Source organism: Sphingobium salicis subsp. salicis (genome assembly GCF_049472635.1).
Classification (GTDB): Bacteria; Pseudomonadota; Alphaproteobacteria; order Sphingomonadales; family Sphingomonadaceae; genus Sphingobium; species Sphingobium yanoikuyae_A.
This window is the reverse complement of record NZ_JAYRCS010000001.1, coordinates 3,844,553-3,859,859: the sequence shown is the minus strand read 5'-3', so window position 1 is coordinate 3,859,859 and position 15,307 is coordinate 3,844,553. Positions and strand designations below refer to the sequence as shown.

Below are 15,307 nucleotides of genomic sequence, written 5' to 3'. Positions count from 1 at the left end.
ACAAAGCTAGGCCAAATGTCCGGGGCTTGGGATCAGCCGAGTCCCATCGCGACTGCCGCCCAATATGTCACGCCTGCCGCGGCATAGGCCAGCACGAACAGATAGCCGATCATGAACAATGGCCATTTCCAGCCATTGGTCTCGCGCCGGGTAACGGCAATGGTCGAAATGCACTGCGGCGCGAACACGAACCAGGCCAGGAAGGCGAGGGCGGTGGCCAGGCTCCAGCGGCCCGCCAGCCGGTCGCCCAACCCTTGTTCCAGCGCCTCGGCATCATCCTCGGCATCGATCGCATAGACGGTCGCGATGGCGGACACGGCGACTTCGCGTGCCGCCATGCTGGGCAGCAGGGCGAGCGAAATGTCGCGGTTGAAGCCGATCGGCTCGACCAGCACGTTGATGCCGCCCGCAATCCGCCCGGCGATCGAATATTCGCTCTGCTTCACGCCTTCGGGCGCATGGGGGAAGCTGGCGAGCACCCATAGCACGATATTGGTGGCCAGGATGATGGTGCCGGCGCGCTTGAGGAAAATGACGCCGCGCTGCCACAGGCCGATCAAGATATCCTGCGGCCGGGGCCACTGATATTTCGGCATTTCCATCAGGAATCCGCCGCTGCGGCCCTTGGCCACGGTCAGGCGCAGCGCCCAGGCGGCCAGCATGGCACCGACGATGCCGGCGACATAGAGCAGGAACAGCACCAGCCCCTGCAGGCCGATGCCCGGCCCCACGCTGCGCGCCGGGATGAAGGCGGCGATGATCAGGCCATAGACCGGCAGCCGCGCCGAACAGGTCATCAGCGGCGCAATCAATATGGTGGTCAGCCGGTCCTTGGGATCGCTGATCGTGCGCGTCGCCATGATGCCCGGCACGGCGCAGGCGAAAGAGGAGAGGAGCGGGATGAAGGCCCGGCCCGACAGGCCGACCTTCGCCATGATGCCGTCCATCAGGAAGGCGGCGCGGGCCATATAGCCGGTCGCCTCCAGCATCAGGATGAAGAAGAAGAGGATCAGGATCTGCGGCAGGAATACGATCACCGCGCCGACGCCGCCGACCACGCCCTGCAGCAGGAAGTCGTGGATGATGCCGGGCGGCAAAGTGTTCGTCACCGCCTCGCCCAGCGCCGTGACCCAACCTTCCAGCATGTCGGCGGGCACCGATGCCCAGGAGAAGACCGCCTGGAACATCACGAATAGCAGGCCCAGCAGTAGGGCGAGGCCCAGCACCGGGTGCAGCGCGACCCGGTCGACCGCCGCCGTCAGCCGGCGCGACGGGGTTTCGCGCACGATCGCGGCGCGGGCGATGCGGCGGGCCTCGCGGCGCACGGCGTCGAAATCCGGTTCACCGGCGGAGGCGCGCAGCATGCCCGTCTGCGCGCCGAGCAGCGTTTCCAGCTCGGTCTTGAGATGATCCAGGCCGCGCTTGCGCACCGCCACGGTGGACACCACCGGCACGCCCAGTTCGCGCGACAGGATATTGGCGTCCAGTTCCAGCCCGTCGCGGGTGGCGAGGTCGACCATGTTGAGCGCGACCACGGTGGGCAGGCCCAGCGCGATCAGCTCCAGCGCGAAGCGCAGATGATTGTCGAGGTTCGACGCGTCGACCACGATCACCAGCGCGTCGGGCAGCTTCTCGCCGGTCTGTTTGCCCAGCACGAAGTCGCGCGTCACCTGCTCGTCGGGGCTGGCGGGCGACAGGCTATAGGTGCCAGGCAGGTCGACCAGTTCAACCGGCCGGCCGTCGGCCAGCGACAGACGGCCCGCCTTGCGCTCCACCGTGACGCCCGGATAATTGCCCAGCTTCTGCCGTGCGCCGGTCAGCGCGTTGAACAGGGCGGACTTGCCCGCATTGGGATTGCCGACCAGCGCGACAAGGGGAAGGCCGCTCATGCCTGCGCCTCCTGCGGGCCAGTACTGACCTCCACGGCGGCGGCATGGGCACGCCGCATAGCCACCGTCATCCGCCCGATCTTCACCGCCAGCGGTCCACGACCCAGCAGGCCGCCATGATGCAGCGCCTCGACACTGGCGCCTTCGCACAGGCCGAACTCGCGCAGGCGCTGTCCTTCCACGGACGACAGCGATTCCCAGTCGATGGTTTCAACAAAAGCGGGTTGGCGCAGGGGCAGATCGGTCAGGCGCAAGGAGGATGGACTCTTAACCAGAAATCAGATTTGCGACTGACTATCAATTACGTCTGGTGAAGGCCAGCCCGAACTTCACACCGCCGGGTAGCGCAGCCGGCCGATGAAGCGCGACAGGCTGAGATGCTCGCCATCGCCCACGCCCTTGAACCGGGCCTTCATCTTCTCGAAGCGCATGATCCCCTCGATCCGTCGCGCCAGGAAGGCGCGGCTATCGGCATGATCCTCGCTCTCGTCATTGACGAAGGTCAGCAGCGTCGCAGCATAGATGCTGCCCAGCGTTGCCCGCTTGCTATAATGGTTGAGGTCGGTGGCGGTGTCGCCCGCCGCGCGCCACATGATATCGGCGGCGTGCCAGCCCAGCTTGGCGGCGCGCACGGCATTGGCCGGCATCGCCAGGATCGCCTGCGCCCGGCGCAGCGCTTCGCGGTCGGGCGCCAGCAGGGCCAGGCGGGTCTCGATCAGCGCGCTGATCTTCTTGCGGATCGACATGGCGGCGAGCTTTTCGGGAGGCAGCACCTCCAGCATCCGGGCGTCGATGCTGGCGAACCAGGCCTCGATCATGCCCATGGCGCCGCCGTCGAAGGCCAGTGCTGCGACATCGGCATCGATGTTCTTTTCCGCCGCCGCCATCGCCACCGCTTCGGGCCGCCAGCCGTCAAAGGCGGCGTGGCGCGGCAGGATCGGCGCTAGCAGCGCGCGGATTTCGTCCAGGGTCAGGTCTTGGGTCTGGTCGCTCATGGTCGTAACCTAGGCCCGTCGGGGCAGGCGCACAAGCACCAGTGCGACCGCCACGGCCACGCCGCCGACAATGTCGGTCACGCTCAATGTCTCGCCGAACAGCAGCCATCCGGCCAGCGCGGCAACGGCGGGTTGCAGCAACAGGCTGAGCCCCAGCACCAGTGGCGAAAAACAGCCGAGCGCATAGGTGAGCAACCCCTGGCCGACGATCTGGCTGGACAGGGCAAGGATGATGAGCGGCGTCCAGTCCTGCGGCATCACCGTTTCGCCCATCGCATTGGCGGCGAGCAGCAGCGGCAAGGCCCCGGCCGCACTGACGATCGCCAGCACCGACCAGCTGTCCAGCCGCTTGCGCGCGCCCTGGATCAGCAAAAGATAGGTGGTGTAGAGCAGCCCGGCGAGCAGGCAGAACAGGTCGCCCTTCAGGTTGACAGGCGACAGCTCATAGCTGCTGCCCATCAATATGGCCGCGCCGATCGCGGCCAGGATCAGCGCGCCGATCTGCAGCTTCGATACATGTTCGCGCAGCACGATGAGGCCCCAGAGCGGCAGCATCAGTGCGCTCATATTGCCGAACAGCGTCGCGTTGGCGACCTTGGTATGGCCGATGCCCAGATGCCAGGCAGCCAGATCGGCAGCAAAGCAGACGCCGGCCAGAATCACGATCGTCCACTGGCCGCGCGACAAGCGGCTCTTGCGCAGCTTCGGCAATGCCAGGATGAACAGGAAGGGCATGGCGATCGCCAGCCGCCAGAAGGCGGCAGCCACCGGCCCGACATCGGCCAGCCGTACCAGCACCGGTCCCAGCGCCAGAATGATATTGGCCAGGATCAGCGCTGGAAAAGCGAGTTTGGGCGTTGCGATATGCGCCATGGGGGTTGAAGCGGCCATGGCGGCTCCCTAGCTGGCTTGCTGCATCAAGTCCCGTTGCAAATTGCAACGTTCATGAGGGAGGTTTCATGACCACTATTTTCGATCCGATAAAGCTCGGCGCCGATACCGCCGCCAACCGCGCCATCATGGCGCCGCTCACCCGCGGCCGCGCCACCCGCGATCATGTCCCGACCCCGATCATGGTCGATTATTATGCGCAGCGCGCCTCGGCCGGCCTCATCATCAGCGAGGCGACCGGCATTTCGCACCAGGGTTTGGGCTGGCCCTATGCGCCGGGCCTCTGGTCCGACGAACAGGTTGCCGCCTGGAAGCCGATCACCCAGACCGTGCATGACAAGGGCGGGCTGATCGTCGCCCAGCTCTGGCATATGGGCCGTGCCGTCCATTCGGCCGTGACTGGCGAGCAGCCGGTTTCCTCCAGTGCCACCGCGACGCCGGGCGACGCCCATACCTATGAGGGCAAGAAGCCCTATGAAGTCGCCCGTCCACTGGCGATCGACGAAATCCCCGGCATCATCGCCGACTATGTGAAGGCGGCCAACAATGCGATCGCCGCCGGCTTCGACGGGGTCCAGATCCACGCCGCGAATGGCTATCTGATCGACCAATTCCTGCGCGACAACAGCAATTTCCGCGATGATATCTATGGCGGCAGCATCGAAAATCGCGTCCGCCTGCTGCGTGAAGTGACGCAGGCGGTGGTCGATGCGATCGGCGCCGATCGCGTGTCCGTGCGCCTGTCGCCCAATGGCGATACCCAGGGCGTCAATGACAGCAATCCCGAGCCGCTGTTTGCCGCCGCTGCCGAGGTGCTGAATCAGATCGGCATCGCCTTCCTCGAACTGCGCGAGCCCGGCCCGGACGGCACCTTCGGCGCCACCGACGTGCCGCGCCTGTCGCCGCTGATCCGCCAGCATTTCAAGGGGGCGCTGGTCCTCAACAGCGATTATGGGCTGGATCGTGCGCAGGCCGACCTCGCCTCTGGCCTGGCCGATGCGATCAGCTTTGGCCGTCCCTTCCTCGCCAATCCCGATCTGGTCGATCGCCTGCGCGAAGGCGCGCCGCTGACCCAGGCGCAGATGGCGACCTTCTATAGCCAGGGCGCGGAAGGCTATACCGATTACCCGACTCTTGCCGAGGAAAAGGCGGCCGCCTGATCCCTCGTCACCCATGAAGAAGGGCGCGTTCCTCGCGGAGCGCGCCCTTCCTTGTGTCTGCCAAAAGGCCGCGGATCAGATCGCGAAACGCTCGCGCAGGCCCAACATGGCGATCGCTGCCTTCGCCGCTTCGCCACCCTTGTCCTTCTGGTCGGGACGGGCGCGGACCAGGGCCTGCTCCTCATTCTCGACGGTCAGGATGCCGTTACCGATTGCGATCGCGTCCATGCTCAGTGCCATCAGGCCGCGCGCGCTTTCGTTCGACACCACTTCGAAATGATAGGTTTCGCCGCGGATCACCACGCCGATCGCGACGAAGCCGTCATAGCGGCCGGTTTCGGCCGCCAGTGCGATCGCGCCGGGGATTTCCAGCGCGCCCGGAACGGTCACCACCTCATATTTGTGGCCGGCTTCATCCAGCGCAGCCTTTGCGCCTTCGATCAGCAGGTCGTTGAGATGGTCGTAGAAGCGGGCTTCGACGATGAGAAACTTGGCCATGCGAATATCCTTCAGAGCTCGATCGGACGCTGCCCAACCACGGCCAGGTCATAGCCGTCAAGGGCGATCAGGCTGTGCTGAGTGTTGCTGAGCAGGATCATGTCATGCACGCCCAGTTCCGCCAGGATCTGCGCGCCTACGCCATAGTCGCGCAGTTCGTCCATGCCGCCGGGCTGCTTGCCGGCATGGGCCTGGATCATCCGGGTCAGCATGTCGGGTTCGCCGTCACGCAGCAGCACGACCACACCGGCGCCTTCCTTGGCGATGATGTCCATCGACCGGGCCAGCACGTCGCCGCGCGGCCCTTCGCCGCCGAAAATGTCGCTCAGCGGGGCCAGCTGATGCATGCGCACCAGGGTCGGCTGGTCGGAGTCGACCTTGCCCTTCTGCAGCACCAGCTGTTCCGACTTGGTCGCCTTGTTGAAGAAGGTGATCGCCTTCCATTCGCCGCCCCACTTGCTTTCAAAGACGGTTTCGGCGCGGCGCTCGACCACATGGTCGTGGCGGCGGCGGTAGGCGATCAGGTCGCGGATCGTGCCGATCTTCATCTTGTGCTTGGCGGCGAAGGGGATGAGGTCGTCGAGGCGCGCCATCGTGCCGTCATCCTTCATCACCTCGCAGATGACGCCGGACGGGTTGAGGCCGGCCAGGCGGGCAACGTCGACGGCAGCCTCGGTATGGCCGGTGCGCACCAGCACCCCGCCGTCCTTGGCGATCAGCGGGAAGATATGGCCCGGTGTGACGATGTCCTGCTTGCTCTTGCCGGAATCGATCGCGACCGAAACGGTACGGGCGCGGTCGGCGGCGCTGATGCCCGTGGTGACGCCTTCGCGCGCCTCGATCGACACGGTGAAGGCGGTCTCATGACGGGTGCCGTTGTTGCGGCTCATCAGGTCCAGGCCCAGTTCCTCGACCCGGCCCTTGGTCAGCGCCAGGCAGATGAGGCCGCGGCCATGGGTGGCCATGAAGTTGATCGCGTCCGGGGTCGCCATCTGGGCAGGGATGACCAGATCGCCCTCATTTTCGCGATCCTCGTCATCGACCAGGATGAACATGCGGCCGTTGCGGGCCTCGTTGATGATTTCCTCGGGGCTGGCAAGTGCGGTGCCGCCCTCGCGCTTGAGCAGATAGGCTTCCAGCTTGCCCAGCGTCTCGGCCGTCGGGTTCCAGTCGCCTTCGCCCAGCTTGCGCAGGCTGTTGGCGTGCAGTCCGGCGGCGCGCGCCAGGCCCGATCGGGACATGCCGCCATCGGTGACGAGGGCGCGGACGGAATCGATGAGCGAGGACGACATAAACACTCCTTCCCGGATCGGGTATGAGGGTTATATCACACTGCAATGTGATTTCTTCAAGGGTGAAATCACATCATTTGCTGCGGAGGCTCTGCATCCGGTCGAGATAACGAGCCAGCACATCGATCTCCAGATTGAACGCCCGGCCGTCGGGCAGGCTGTCCAGCGTGGTGGCGATCGCGGTGTGCGGGATGATGTTGAGGCCGAAATGCACGCTGCCGTCGGGCTGGTCCTCGACGCTGTTCACGGTCAGCGAGATGCCGTCCAATGTGATCGACCCCTTGGCGGCCAGCGCGGCGGCCAGTTCGGCCGGCGCGCTGATAACCAGACGGATCGAATCGCCCTCGCGGCTGGCCGACACCAGATGGCCGATGCCATCGACATGGCCGGTGACGATATGGCCGCCCAGTTCGTCGCCGACCTTCAACGCGCGCTCCAGGTTAAGCTTGCCGCCCTGTGCCCACAGGCCCGGCGCGGTGCGGGCGACGGTCTCGGCCGACAGGTCGACCGCGAACCAGCCCGGCCCCTTTTCCACCACCGTCAGGCAGGCGCCCGAACAGGCGATCGATGCGCCGATCGCGACCGTCTCCATGTCATAGCCGCTTTCGATGACCAGCCGCAGGTCGCCGCGCTGCTCATGGGTGCGGATGGTGCCGATGTCGGTGATGATGCCGGTGAACATGGTGCCCAGATCCTTGGGAAAGAAATTTGCGCTGATCTAGGCGCTGCGCGTCCGCGCGTAAACCTCCAGCCGGTCCGGGCCGAACCGGCGCTGGTCGGTCTGGCGCCAGCGCCCATGGGCATCGGCCAGATCGGTCAGGCCAATGTCGCCGATCCCGGCCAGACCCGACCCGATCAGGATCGGTGCGCGATAGAGCAGCAGTCGGTCGACCAGATCGGCGCGCAGGAAAGCGGCGGCGGCCTCGGCCCCGCCCTCGATCATCAGATGGTCGACCCGGTCGAGCGTTGCGATATCCGCCGGGTCTGCAATCGCGCTCCAGCCTTCGGGCGCCGGGCCACGGCTCAGCAGCAGCCGGCGGGGCGATCGATCCTCCAGCCCTGGCAGGCGCACGTCCAGACTCGGCGCATCGACGCGCAGCGTGCCACCGCCGACCAATATGGCGTCGTGCCGCGCCCGCTCCAGATGGGCATGGGCACGGGCATCCGGCCCGGTGATCCAGCGACTCGACCCGTCGGCCAGCGCGATCCGCCCGTCGAGCGAGAGGCCCAGCTTCAGCGTCACTGCCGGGCGCCCCAGCGTCTGGCGCAGTACGAAGCCGCGCATCGCCTCGGCGGCCTCGGCCGCCATCAGCCCCATCTCGACCACAACGCCACGCTCGCGCAGCCAGGCGGCGCCCTGGCCATCGGTGCGCGGATCGGGATCGCGCAGCGCAATCACGACTCGGGCAATACCCGCCCGCGCCATCAGGTCGGCGCAGCGCGGTCCGCGCGGGCTCAGGTGAAAACAGGGTTCCAGCGTCACATAGGCGGTGGCACCCTCGGCCCGGTCCATCGCCTCGTCCAGCGCCTGTGCCTCGGCATGGGGGCGGCCGCCCTTCTGGGTCCAGCCGCGGCCGACGACATGGCCGTCGCGCACGATCAGGCAGCCGACATTGGGGTTGGGCGTGGACAGGCCCCGGCCGCGTTCCGACAGGGCGATCGCCGCCGCCATGTAGCGACGGTCAGCGGCGACGTCGGTGATCATGATCAGGGTTTGGCAGTCGCCGCGTCGACCTTCTGTTCGGCCTCCGCCTTGGCCAGCCGCTGGTCCAGCAAGCCATTGATCTGGCGGACGGCTTCCTTGCGCCGTGCGGTGTTGCGGGCCTCTTCGTCGCGCCATTCGATGCCGAAGGCGTCGGCAAAGCCCTGCATCTTCTTCTGCTGCTTGACGAGCGCCGCCTCGCGCTTGGCGAAGTCGATCTTCTGCTGCAGGATCACCGCCGCGTCGGACCGGTTCGCATCCCAGCTCTGAACATAGATGATCTTGTTGCGGGGCGGCATCGTGTTGGTGTTTGCGTCGACGATGAAGGCCCAGACGATCACATAGGTGAAGGCCGCGGACACGCCGAGCAGCGGCCATTTATGCTGGCGCTGCTGCCGGAAATAGCTCCAGAAATCACCAAAGGCGCTCTTGGGAGAAACGGGACGGGGAAATATCGCCATGCCGCGCTTATAGGGCAGGGCGGGCGCGGATGCAAAATGATCCATCGAACATCCCTCCATGAAGGAACGGGCGGATTATGCCCGCCCGTCCTTTGCTCAGCGATCGGTCAGGGTGAAGCGCACGGTCAGCGTCTTGACGCTGCTCATCGCGACGCCGTCGCGCGTCGCCGGGCGGAAGCGCCATTTGCGCAGCGCATGCTTCTGGGTCGCGAGCCAGAAACTCTCGTCGGTCGCCGAAATCTTGACGATGTCGCTGACGCGCCCTTCCGGGCTGATGGTGACGCGCACGGTGACGTTGCCTTCCAGCCCCTGGCGGATCATTGCGCCGGGATAATCGGGCTGAAAGGACCCCAGCGCATTGGGCGCTATGCTGGCTTCGACAAGCACCGGAATATGTGGCGGGGGCAGGGGCGGATCGATGACCGTCCCGGTTCCGGAGCCGTCAAAGGGCGAGGATGGGCCGGTTTCGACCGTCGGGCCGGCCGGAACGGGCATCGGTATGATCGGATCGGTGGTGGTCGGCTTTTGCGGCAGCGGGTTGGTCTGGACCGTCTGGGTGGTCGGTTCTGGTGGTGCCGGTTCAGGCGGTGGGGGCAGCGGTACGGGATAGCCGGTGATCGGCGGTGTCGGGCGGACCCAGTCGATGACCTCCTTGGGCATCAGCAGGAAGGCGCCGACCACCACGGCATGGACCGCAACTGCCCCGCCGATCCCGATCGGTGATTTGCGCCGCGCGGCATAGCCCGACCGGGTCGCATCCTGTGTCGGTTGCATCGTCATATACATGGACTGCACCCTCCTCTCGTGGCGCCAACTCTCTGGCGCCCATGGAATGATACAACATCAAAACATGATATGTTGCAACATCAATTTTATGGATGCGGTGCGCCTGAAATATTCGCGTTGCCTCGGGACATATCGGGGCAATGCGGCGATGCGAGACACTGGGGCAACGCAAATCCAGGAACTCCGATGCGCCTTCCCACGATGCTGCTATTGTCGACCCTGTTGCTGCCGGTGCCACTGTTCGCCCAGCAGCCAGCCGATCTGTCTGCGCGGACGGAAGGTCCGCATGACGGCGGGGCACGACCCGATGGGCCCTGGGCTGCCGATGCCGACGGTGATGGCCGGATCACGCGGGACGAGATGCAGGCCTGGCTCGACCGCCGCTTTTCGGCGATGGATTCGGACGGCGACGGGGCGATTTCAGCGGACGCCATGCAGCAGATGCTGGGCCATCAGCCTGCGCGGACGGAAGGTCCGCATGACGGCGGGGCACGACCCGATGGGCCCTGGGCTGCCGATGCCGACGGTGATGGCCGGATCACGCGGGACGAGATGCAGGCCTGGCTCGACCGCCGCTTTTCGGCGATGGATTCGGACGGCGACGGGGCGATTTCAGCGGACGCCATGCAGCAGATGCTGGGCCATCAGCGCACCTCGCGGCAGGAAGGGCAGGGCGAACGCCGGCATGGCCCTGGCGGCCGCCCCGGTGGCGCCGGCGGCCCCCCGCCCGGTGGTCCGCCACCCGGCCCGCGACCGGGCGGCCAGCGTGGCGAGACCGCTCCACCCCCACCTCCGGGTCGCGCCATGCCCTATCCCGAGGATGGCAATGAGGATGGCGTGATCGATCGCGCCGAATTTTCCGCCCCGTCGCTCGCCATGTTCCATGATCTAGACCGCAATGGCGACGGCGTACTGAGCGCCGACGAGTTGCCGCCATCGCCGCCGCCACCGGGGGGAGAGGGCGGTCTCGAAGACTGATGTTCAGCTAGGAACCGGAAGCCGTCTCCTCTGTGCGACCGGTTCCGGTCGGGGCGCGTCGTTTTTGGCCCGATGCGCCCCGACCATTTCTCAGAAGAATGTGTCGATCGCGTGGATCGCTAGGCCAACCAGCCCGCCGACCAGCGTGCCGTTGATGCGGATATATTGCAGGTCGCGGCCGACCGCATTCTCCAGCCGGCTGGTGACCGTGCCGGCATCCCATCCGCGGACCGTCTCGCTCACCAGCTTGACGATCGAATCGCCATAGGTCGCCGTGGCCCCGACCGCGCCGCGCCGTACGAAGCGATTGATCACCAGTTTGAGCCGGGCATCCTCCTGCAGGGTGCCGCCCAGTTGCTGCAACGCCTCGCCCAGCCGCCCCGCCATCGCCTTGCCGGGATCGCGCACCGCACGCAGCAGGCCGGTGCGGGCCTGTTCCCACATCCCCTCGATCCAGCGCTGCATCGCCGGATTGTCGAGTATCTCGTCGCGGATCTTGGCCGCCTTCGCCTGCATCTCGATGTCGAACTGCAGGTCGAAGGCGAGTTTGGCCATGCCTTCCTCGGCCTTGAGGCGCAGGCTGTGACCGGGATCGGCGGCCATGTCCGCCAGCAACTTGCGCAGGCCGTTGACGATGGCATTGGCCAGGTTCTCGTCCAGGCCGGTCCAGCGCAGCACCGTGCCCGCGCGCTCATGCACCATCTGGCGGATCAGATGGTCGTTCGCCTCCAGCGCCCTGTCTGCCCACTGGATGATGCCATCCATCACCGGCGCATGGCGGCCGTCGCGCATCGCCGCCTCAATTGCTTGCCCCACCAGCGGGCCGACATTGATCGCGCGCAGCCGCTGGCCGATCGCACCCTTCACCATCCCGCCCAGCCGTTCCTGGTCCAGCGCCTCCAGCATGTCGGCGAGCAGCCGGGACGCGCCGACACGCAGTCGCCCGTCGCCGGCGGACGGGCTGGCGAGGAAGCGACCGGCCGCACCGGCCACGTCCATGCCGCGCATCCGCCGCGCGACGACGGCCGGGGTCAGGAAATTGTCGCGCAGGAACACCGCCAGCGTGTCGCCGATCCGGTCCTTGTTGCGCGGAATGATCGCCGTATGCGGGATCGGCAGGCCAAGCGGATGGCGGAACAGGGCGGTGACCGCGAACCAGTCGGCCAGGCCGCCTACCATCGCCGCTTCGCCAAAGGCCTGGACGAAGCCGATCGCGGGGTGGAGATGGACGGTGGCGCGCGCCGCTATGAAGATCGCCGCCATCGCCAGCAACATCCCCGTCGCCACCAGCCGCATGCGCCGCGCGGGATGGGCGGCGGCGTCGAGGGGCGAACGGGGCATGCGCAGCAGCTTCATGACGGTGAAACGGTTACGCGCCCGTTTCGTTCAGGCAAGCCCCATATTTTGCCATGGGGCTGCTCGCGCGATCCCGGCTCCTTATTCCGCCGGCTGGGCATGGCTGCCCGCATGGCCATCATGCGACTTGTGGGTCAGGAAGCGGCGGCTCAGCCGCGGCCCGGCCCATTGCTCGACGCCCAGCGCCAGGCTGAACACGGCCGGCACGATCACCAGCGTCAGCACCGTCGACAGCAGCAAGCCGCCGATCACCGTGATGCCCATCGGCGCGCGCCAGGCGGCGTCACCCGACAGCGAAAGGGCGGTCGGCACCATGCCCGCGACCATGGCGACCGTGGTCATCACGATCGGCTGCGCACGCTTGTGACCGGCGTCGAGAATCGCCTCCTGCTTGGGCACGCCCTTCTCCATCTCCTCCAGCGCGAAGTCGATCACCAGGATCGAGTTCTTGGCGACGATGCCCAGCAGCATCAGCAGGCCGATGAACACCGGCAGCGACATGGGCTGGCCGGAAATGTGCAGCGCGATCGCCCCGCCCAGCGGCGCCAGCAGCAGCGACCCCAGATTCACGAAGGGCGGCATGATCCGCTTGTAGAGCAGCACCAGCACCGCCAGCACCAGCATGATGCCGGAGAAGACGGCGATCACGAAGTTGGTCAGCATTTCCGCCTGGAACTTGCTGTCGCCTGCCTCGATCTTCTGCACGCCCTGGATGCGGCCTTCCTTGATGGCCTTCATCGTCGGCAGTTCGTTGATCTTCTGATTGGCCTGGCTGGTGACGATGCCGGGCGCCAGATCCGCGCCGACAACGACGCGGCGGATCTGGTTATAGCGGCGGATCTGCGTCGGGCCTGCGCCAAAGCTGATGTCGGCTACTACCTTGAGCGGCACGGAACCGCCCGACACCGTCGGCACCGGCATATTCTCGATCGTGGCGATATCCTTGCGGCTATCCTCGGCCAGGGCGACGCGGATCGGGATCTGGCGATCGGACAGCGAGAATTTGGCGACATTCTGGTCGATGTCGCCGATCGTCGCGATGCGGATCGACTGGCTGAGCGCAGCGGTCGTCACGCCCATGCTGGCGGCGAGGTCCAGGCGCGGCTTGATGATGATCTCGGGCCGCTGCATGTCGCCCTGCACGCGCGGCGCGCGCAGTTCGCGGATGCCGGCCATTTCATGCACCAGCTGATTGGCAGTCTTTTCCAGCAGCTCCGGATCGTCCGAACCATACATCATGATGATGTCGCGGCCGAAGCCACCACCCGACTGCGACTGGAAATTGACCCGTGCGTCGGCGATCGTCTGGAACTTGGGTGCGATCTTGCGTTCCCAATCCACCGATGACATCGGCCGGGTCTTCTTGAGAGTCAGGAAGATGTCGGCGCTGGTCGGCTCGATATCGGCAAAGGCGGCCTCGACCACATCCGTGTCGGCGGCCAGCATGTCGGCAACCTTGCGGGTGATGGCGGTGGTCTGCTCCAGCGTGCTGCCCGGCACGGTCTCGATCTTCACCTGGCTGAAATCAGTGTTGATCGTCGGCTGAAAGGTCATGGGCAAAGTGCCAAAAGCGAACAGGGTCGCCACGAAGGCGAGCATGCCGATGCCCAGCGTCCACACGCGATGGTCGACGAAGAAGGCGACGAAGCGGTTGCGGAAACCGCCGCGCGCGCGCCGCGCCTTCGCCCTGCGCTGGTCCAGCGACCAGTGGAGCACGCTCATATAGCGGTCCATCAGCCAGCCTTCGCCATGGCTTGCCTCGCCATGGGCCTTCAGGAAATAGGCGGCGATCATCGGCGTGATCAGGCGCGCCACGGCCAGGCTCATCAGCACCGACACGACCACGGTCATGCCGAACTGGATGAAGAACTGGCCCGAAATGCCCGGCATCAGTGCGACCGGAAGGAACACCGCGACGATCGCCATGGTGGTCGCCAGCACGGCCAGGCCGATTTCGTCGGCTGCGTCGATCGACGCCTGATAGGCCGATTTGCCCATGCGCATGTGGCGCACGATATTCTCGATCTCCACGATCGCGTCGTCGACCAGCACGCCCGCCACCAGGCTCAATGCCAGCAGCGAAATGCCGTTCAAGGTGAAGCCCAGCATGTCCATGAACCAGAAGGACGGGATCGCCGACAGCGGGATGGCGAGGGCAGAGATCATCGTCGCGCGCCAGTCGCGCAGGAACAGGAAGACGATGACGACTGCCAGCACCGCGCCCTCGATCATCGCGGACATGGCGCTGTGGTACTGGCCGCGTGTATATTCGACGCTCGAATAGAGCTGCTTGAACTGGACCTTGGGATTTTCCTTCTTCAGCTTGTCCAGCACCTTCATGGCATCATCATAGACGGTGACGTCGGACGATCCCTTGGCCTTTTCCAGGCTGAAGCTGGTCACCTGCCGGCCGTTCATCAGGGCCAGGCTGCGCTGTTCGGCATACATGTCGCGAACATCGGCAATATCGGCCAGCTTGACCGTGCGACCGCCGGAAATGGCGATCTGGGTCTGGCCCAGATCATGGGCGTTGCGGGCATTGCCCAGCACGCGGATCGACTGTTCGGCGCCGGCAATCTCGGTGCGGCCGCCGGCCGCGTTGATATTGACCTGGCTCAGCTGTGCATTCACCTGCGCCGCAGTGACGCCATAGGCCTGCAGGCGAGCAGGATCCAGAATGACACGGATTTCGCGGCTGACGCCGCCGCCGCGCCGCACCGCTGCCATGCCGCTGACCGACAGCAATCGCTTGGCGACCGTATTGTCGACATACCAGGACAGTTCCTCCAGCGTCATGTCGGTCGCTTCGGCGCTGAAATAGGCGATCGGGCCGCCATCCACGTCGATGCGCTGGACCTGTGGTTCCAGGATGCCGTCGGGCAGGTCGCTGCGAATCTGGTCGACGGCATTCTTGACGTCATTGACTGCGCGATCGACCGGCGTGCCGATCTTGAATTGGACATTGGTCAGCGACTGGCCTTCGGATGCGAAGGAGGTGATGTCCTCGACCCCGCTGATGCCGCGCACGGCGGCCTCGACCCGCTGGGTCACCTGGGTTTCCAGTTCGGTCGGCGCGGCGCCCGGTTGGGACACGGTGACGCTGACCATGGGAAAGCTGATGTCGGGATTCTGGTTGATGTCCATCCGCAGGAAGCTGACTACACCGGCCAGCATCAGCGCGGCGAACAGGACCAGCGGCGGCACCGGATTGCGGATCGCCCATGCGGAGATATTGCGAAAACTCATGACGGGCTTCCCTCACCGGACGCCACCGCGCCCGCTTCCAATATAGTCAGTCC

Annotated in this window: 14 protein-coding genes; 2 read left to right on the top strand and 12 right to left on the bottom strand. The window is 65.9% G+C overall.

What is annotated here, in order from left to right; all coding sequences use genetic code 11:
- Positions 1–32: 32 nt before the first annotated feature.
- From feoB to VHN57_RS18640, 4 genes are all read right to left on the bottom strand, one after another.
- The gene (gene feoB, locus VHN57_RS18655; RefSeq protein WP_278987201.1) at positions 33–1,889 is read right to left on the bottom strand and encodes a ferrous iron transporter B; all 1,857 of its coding nucleotides are present in this window, start codon (positions 1,887–1,889) and stop codon (positions 33–35) included.
- Entirely contained in the window at positions 1,886–2,143 is a 258-nt protein-coding gene (locus VHN57_RS18650; RefSeq protein ID WP_037521316.1) for a FeoA family protein, read from the bottom strand. The genes feoB and VHN57_RS18650 overlap by 4 nt, the downstream gene beginning before the upstream one ends.
- 75 nt (positions 2,144–2,218) lie before the next feature.
- Positions 2,219–2,884 (bottom strand): COQ9 family protein, encoded by a 666-nt coding sequence (locus VHN57_RS18645; RefSeq protein WP_097384724.1) that lies wholly within the window; start codon positions 2,882–2,884, stop codon positions 2,219–2,221.
- Between the two features lie 9 nt (positions 2,885–2,893).
- Positions 2,894–3,775 (bottom strand): DMT family transporter, encoded by an 882-nt coding sequence (locus tag VHN57_RS18640; protein ID WP_278987202.1) that lies wholly within the window; start codon positions 3,773–3,775, stop codon positions 2,894–2,896.
- Between the two features lie 68 nt (positions 3,776–3,843).
- Here VHN57_RS18640 and VHN57_RS18635 point away from each other — a divergent pair, with 68 nt between their 5' ends.
- The gene (locus VHN57_RS18635; protein WP_278987204.1) at positions 3,844–4,935 is read left to right on the top strand and encodes an alkene reductase; all 1,092 of its coding nucleotides are present in this window, start codon (positions 3,844–3,846) and stop codon (positions 4,933–4,935) included.
- A 75-nt stretch (positions 4,936–5,010) separates the two neighbouring features.
- Here the strand turns inward: VHN57_RS18635 and ribH are convergent, their stop codons facing one another.
- The 6 genes from ribH to VHN57_RS18605 form a co-directional block, all read right to left on the bottom strand.
- On the bottom strand, positions 5,011–5,433 hold the full coding sequence (gene ribH, locus VHN57_RS18630) for a 6,7-dimethyl-8-ribityllumazine synthase (protein ID WP_017501105.1): 423 nt from the start codon (positions 5,431–5,433) through the stop codon (positions 5,011–5,013).
- 11 nt (positions 5,434–5,444) lie between these two features.
- Positions 5,445–6,725 (bottom strand): 3,4-dihydroxy-2-butanone-4-phosphate synthase, encoded by a 1,281-nt coding sequence (gene ribB, locus VHN57_RS18625; protein ID WP_423284853.1) that lies wholly within the window; start codon positions 6,723–6,725, stop codon positions 5,445–5,447.
- 73 nt (positions 6,726–6,798) lie between these two features.
- On the bottom strand, positions 6,799–7,407 hold the full coding sequence (locus tag VHN57_RS18620; RefSeq protein WP_017501107.1) for a riboflavin synthase: 609 nt from the start codon (positions 7,405–7,407) through the stop codon (positions 6,799–6,801).
- A gap of 36 nt (positions 7,408–7,443) precedes the next feature.
- Positions 7,444–8,397, bottom strand: a complete 954-nt coding sequence (gene ribD / locus VHN57_RS18615) for a bifunctional diaminohydroxyphosphoribosylaminopyrimidine deaminase/5-amino-6-(5-phosphoribosylamino)uracil reductase RibD (protein ID WP_278988043.1) — start codon at positions 8,395–8,397, stop codon at positions 7,444–7,446.
- A gap of 35 nt (positions 8,398–8,432) precedes the next feature.
- Complete coding sequence (locus VHN57_RS18610; RefSeq protein ID WP_278988038.1) at positions 8,433–8,933, bottom strand: hypothetical protein; 501 nt, start codon at positions 8,931–8,933, stop codon at positions 8,433–8,435.
- Between the two features lie 51 nt (positions 8,934–8,984).
- Entirely contained in the window at positions 8,985–9,674 is a 690-nt protein-coding gene (locus tag VHN57_RS18605; protein WP_423284850.1) for an energy transducer TonB, read from the bottom strand.
- A gap of 186 nt (positions 9,675–9,860) precedes the next feature.
- Between VHN57_RS18605 and VHN57_RS18600 the strand changes: the two genes are divergently transcribed.
- Complete coding sequence (locus tag VHN57_RS18600) at positions 9,861–10,652, top strand: hypothetical protein (RefSeq protein WP_423284847.1); 792 nt, start codon at positions 9,861–9,863, stop codon at positions 10,650–10,652.
- Between the two features lie 90 nt (positions 10,653–10,742).
- Here the strand turns inward: VHN57_RS18600 and VHN57_RS18595 are convergent, their stop codons facing one another.
- Positions 10,743–12,008: a DUF445 domain-containing protein gene (locus tag VHN57_RS18595; RefSeq protein ID WP_423284844.1), complete on the bottom strand. Its 1,266-nt coding sequence runs from the start codon at positions 12,006–12,008 to the stop codon at positions 10,743–10,745.
- A gap of 81 nt (positions 12,009–12,089) precedes the next feature.
- Positions 12,090–15,254, bottom strand: a complete 3,165-nt coding sequence (locus tag VHN57_RS18590) for an efflux RND transporter permease subunit (RefSeq protein WP_278987615.1) — start codon at positions 15,252–15,254, stop codon at positions 12,090–12,092.
- Positions 15,255–15,307 lie beyond the last annotated feature (53 nt).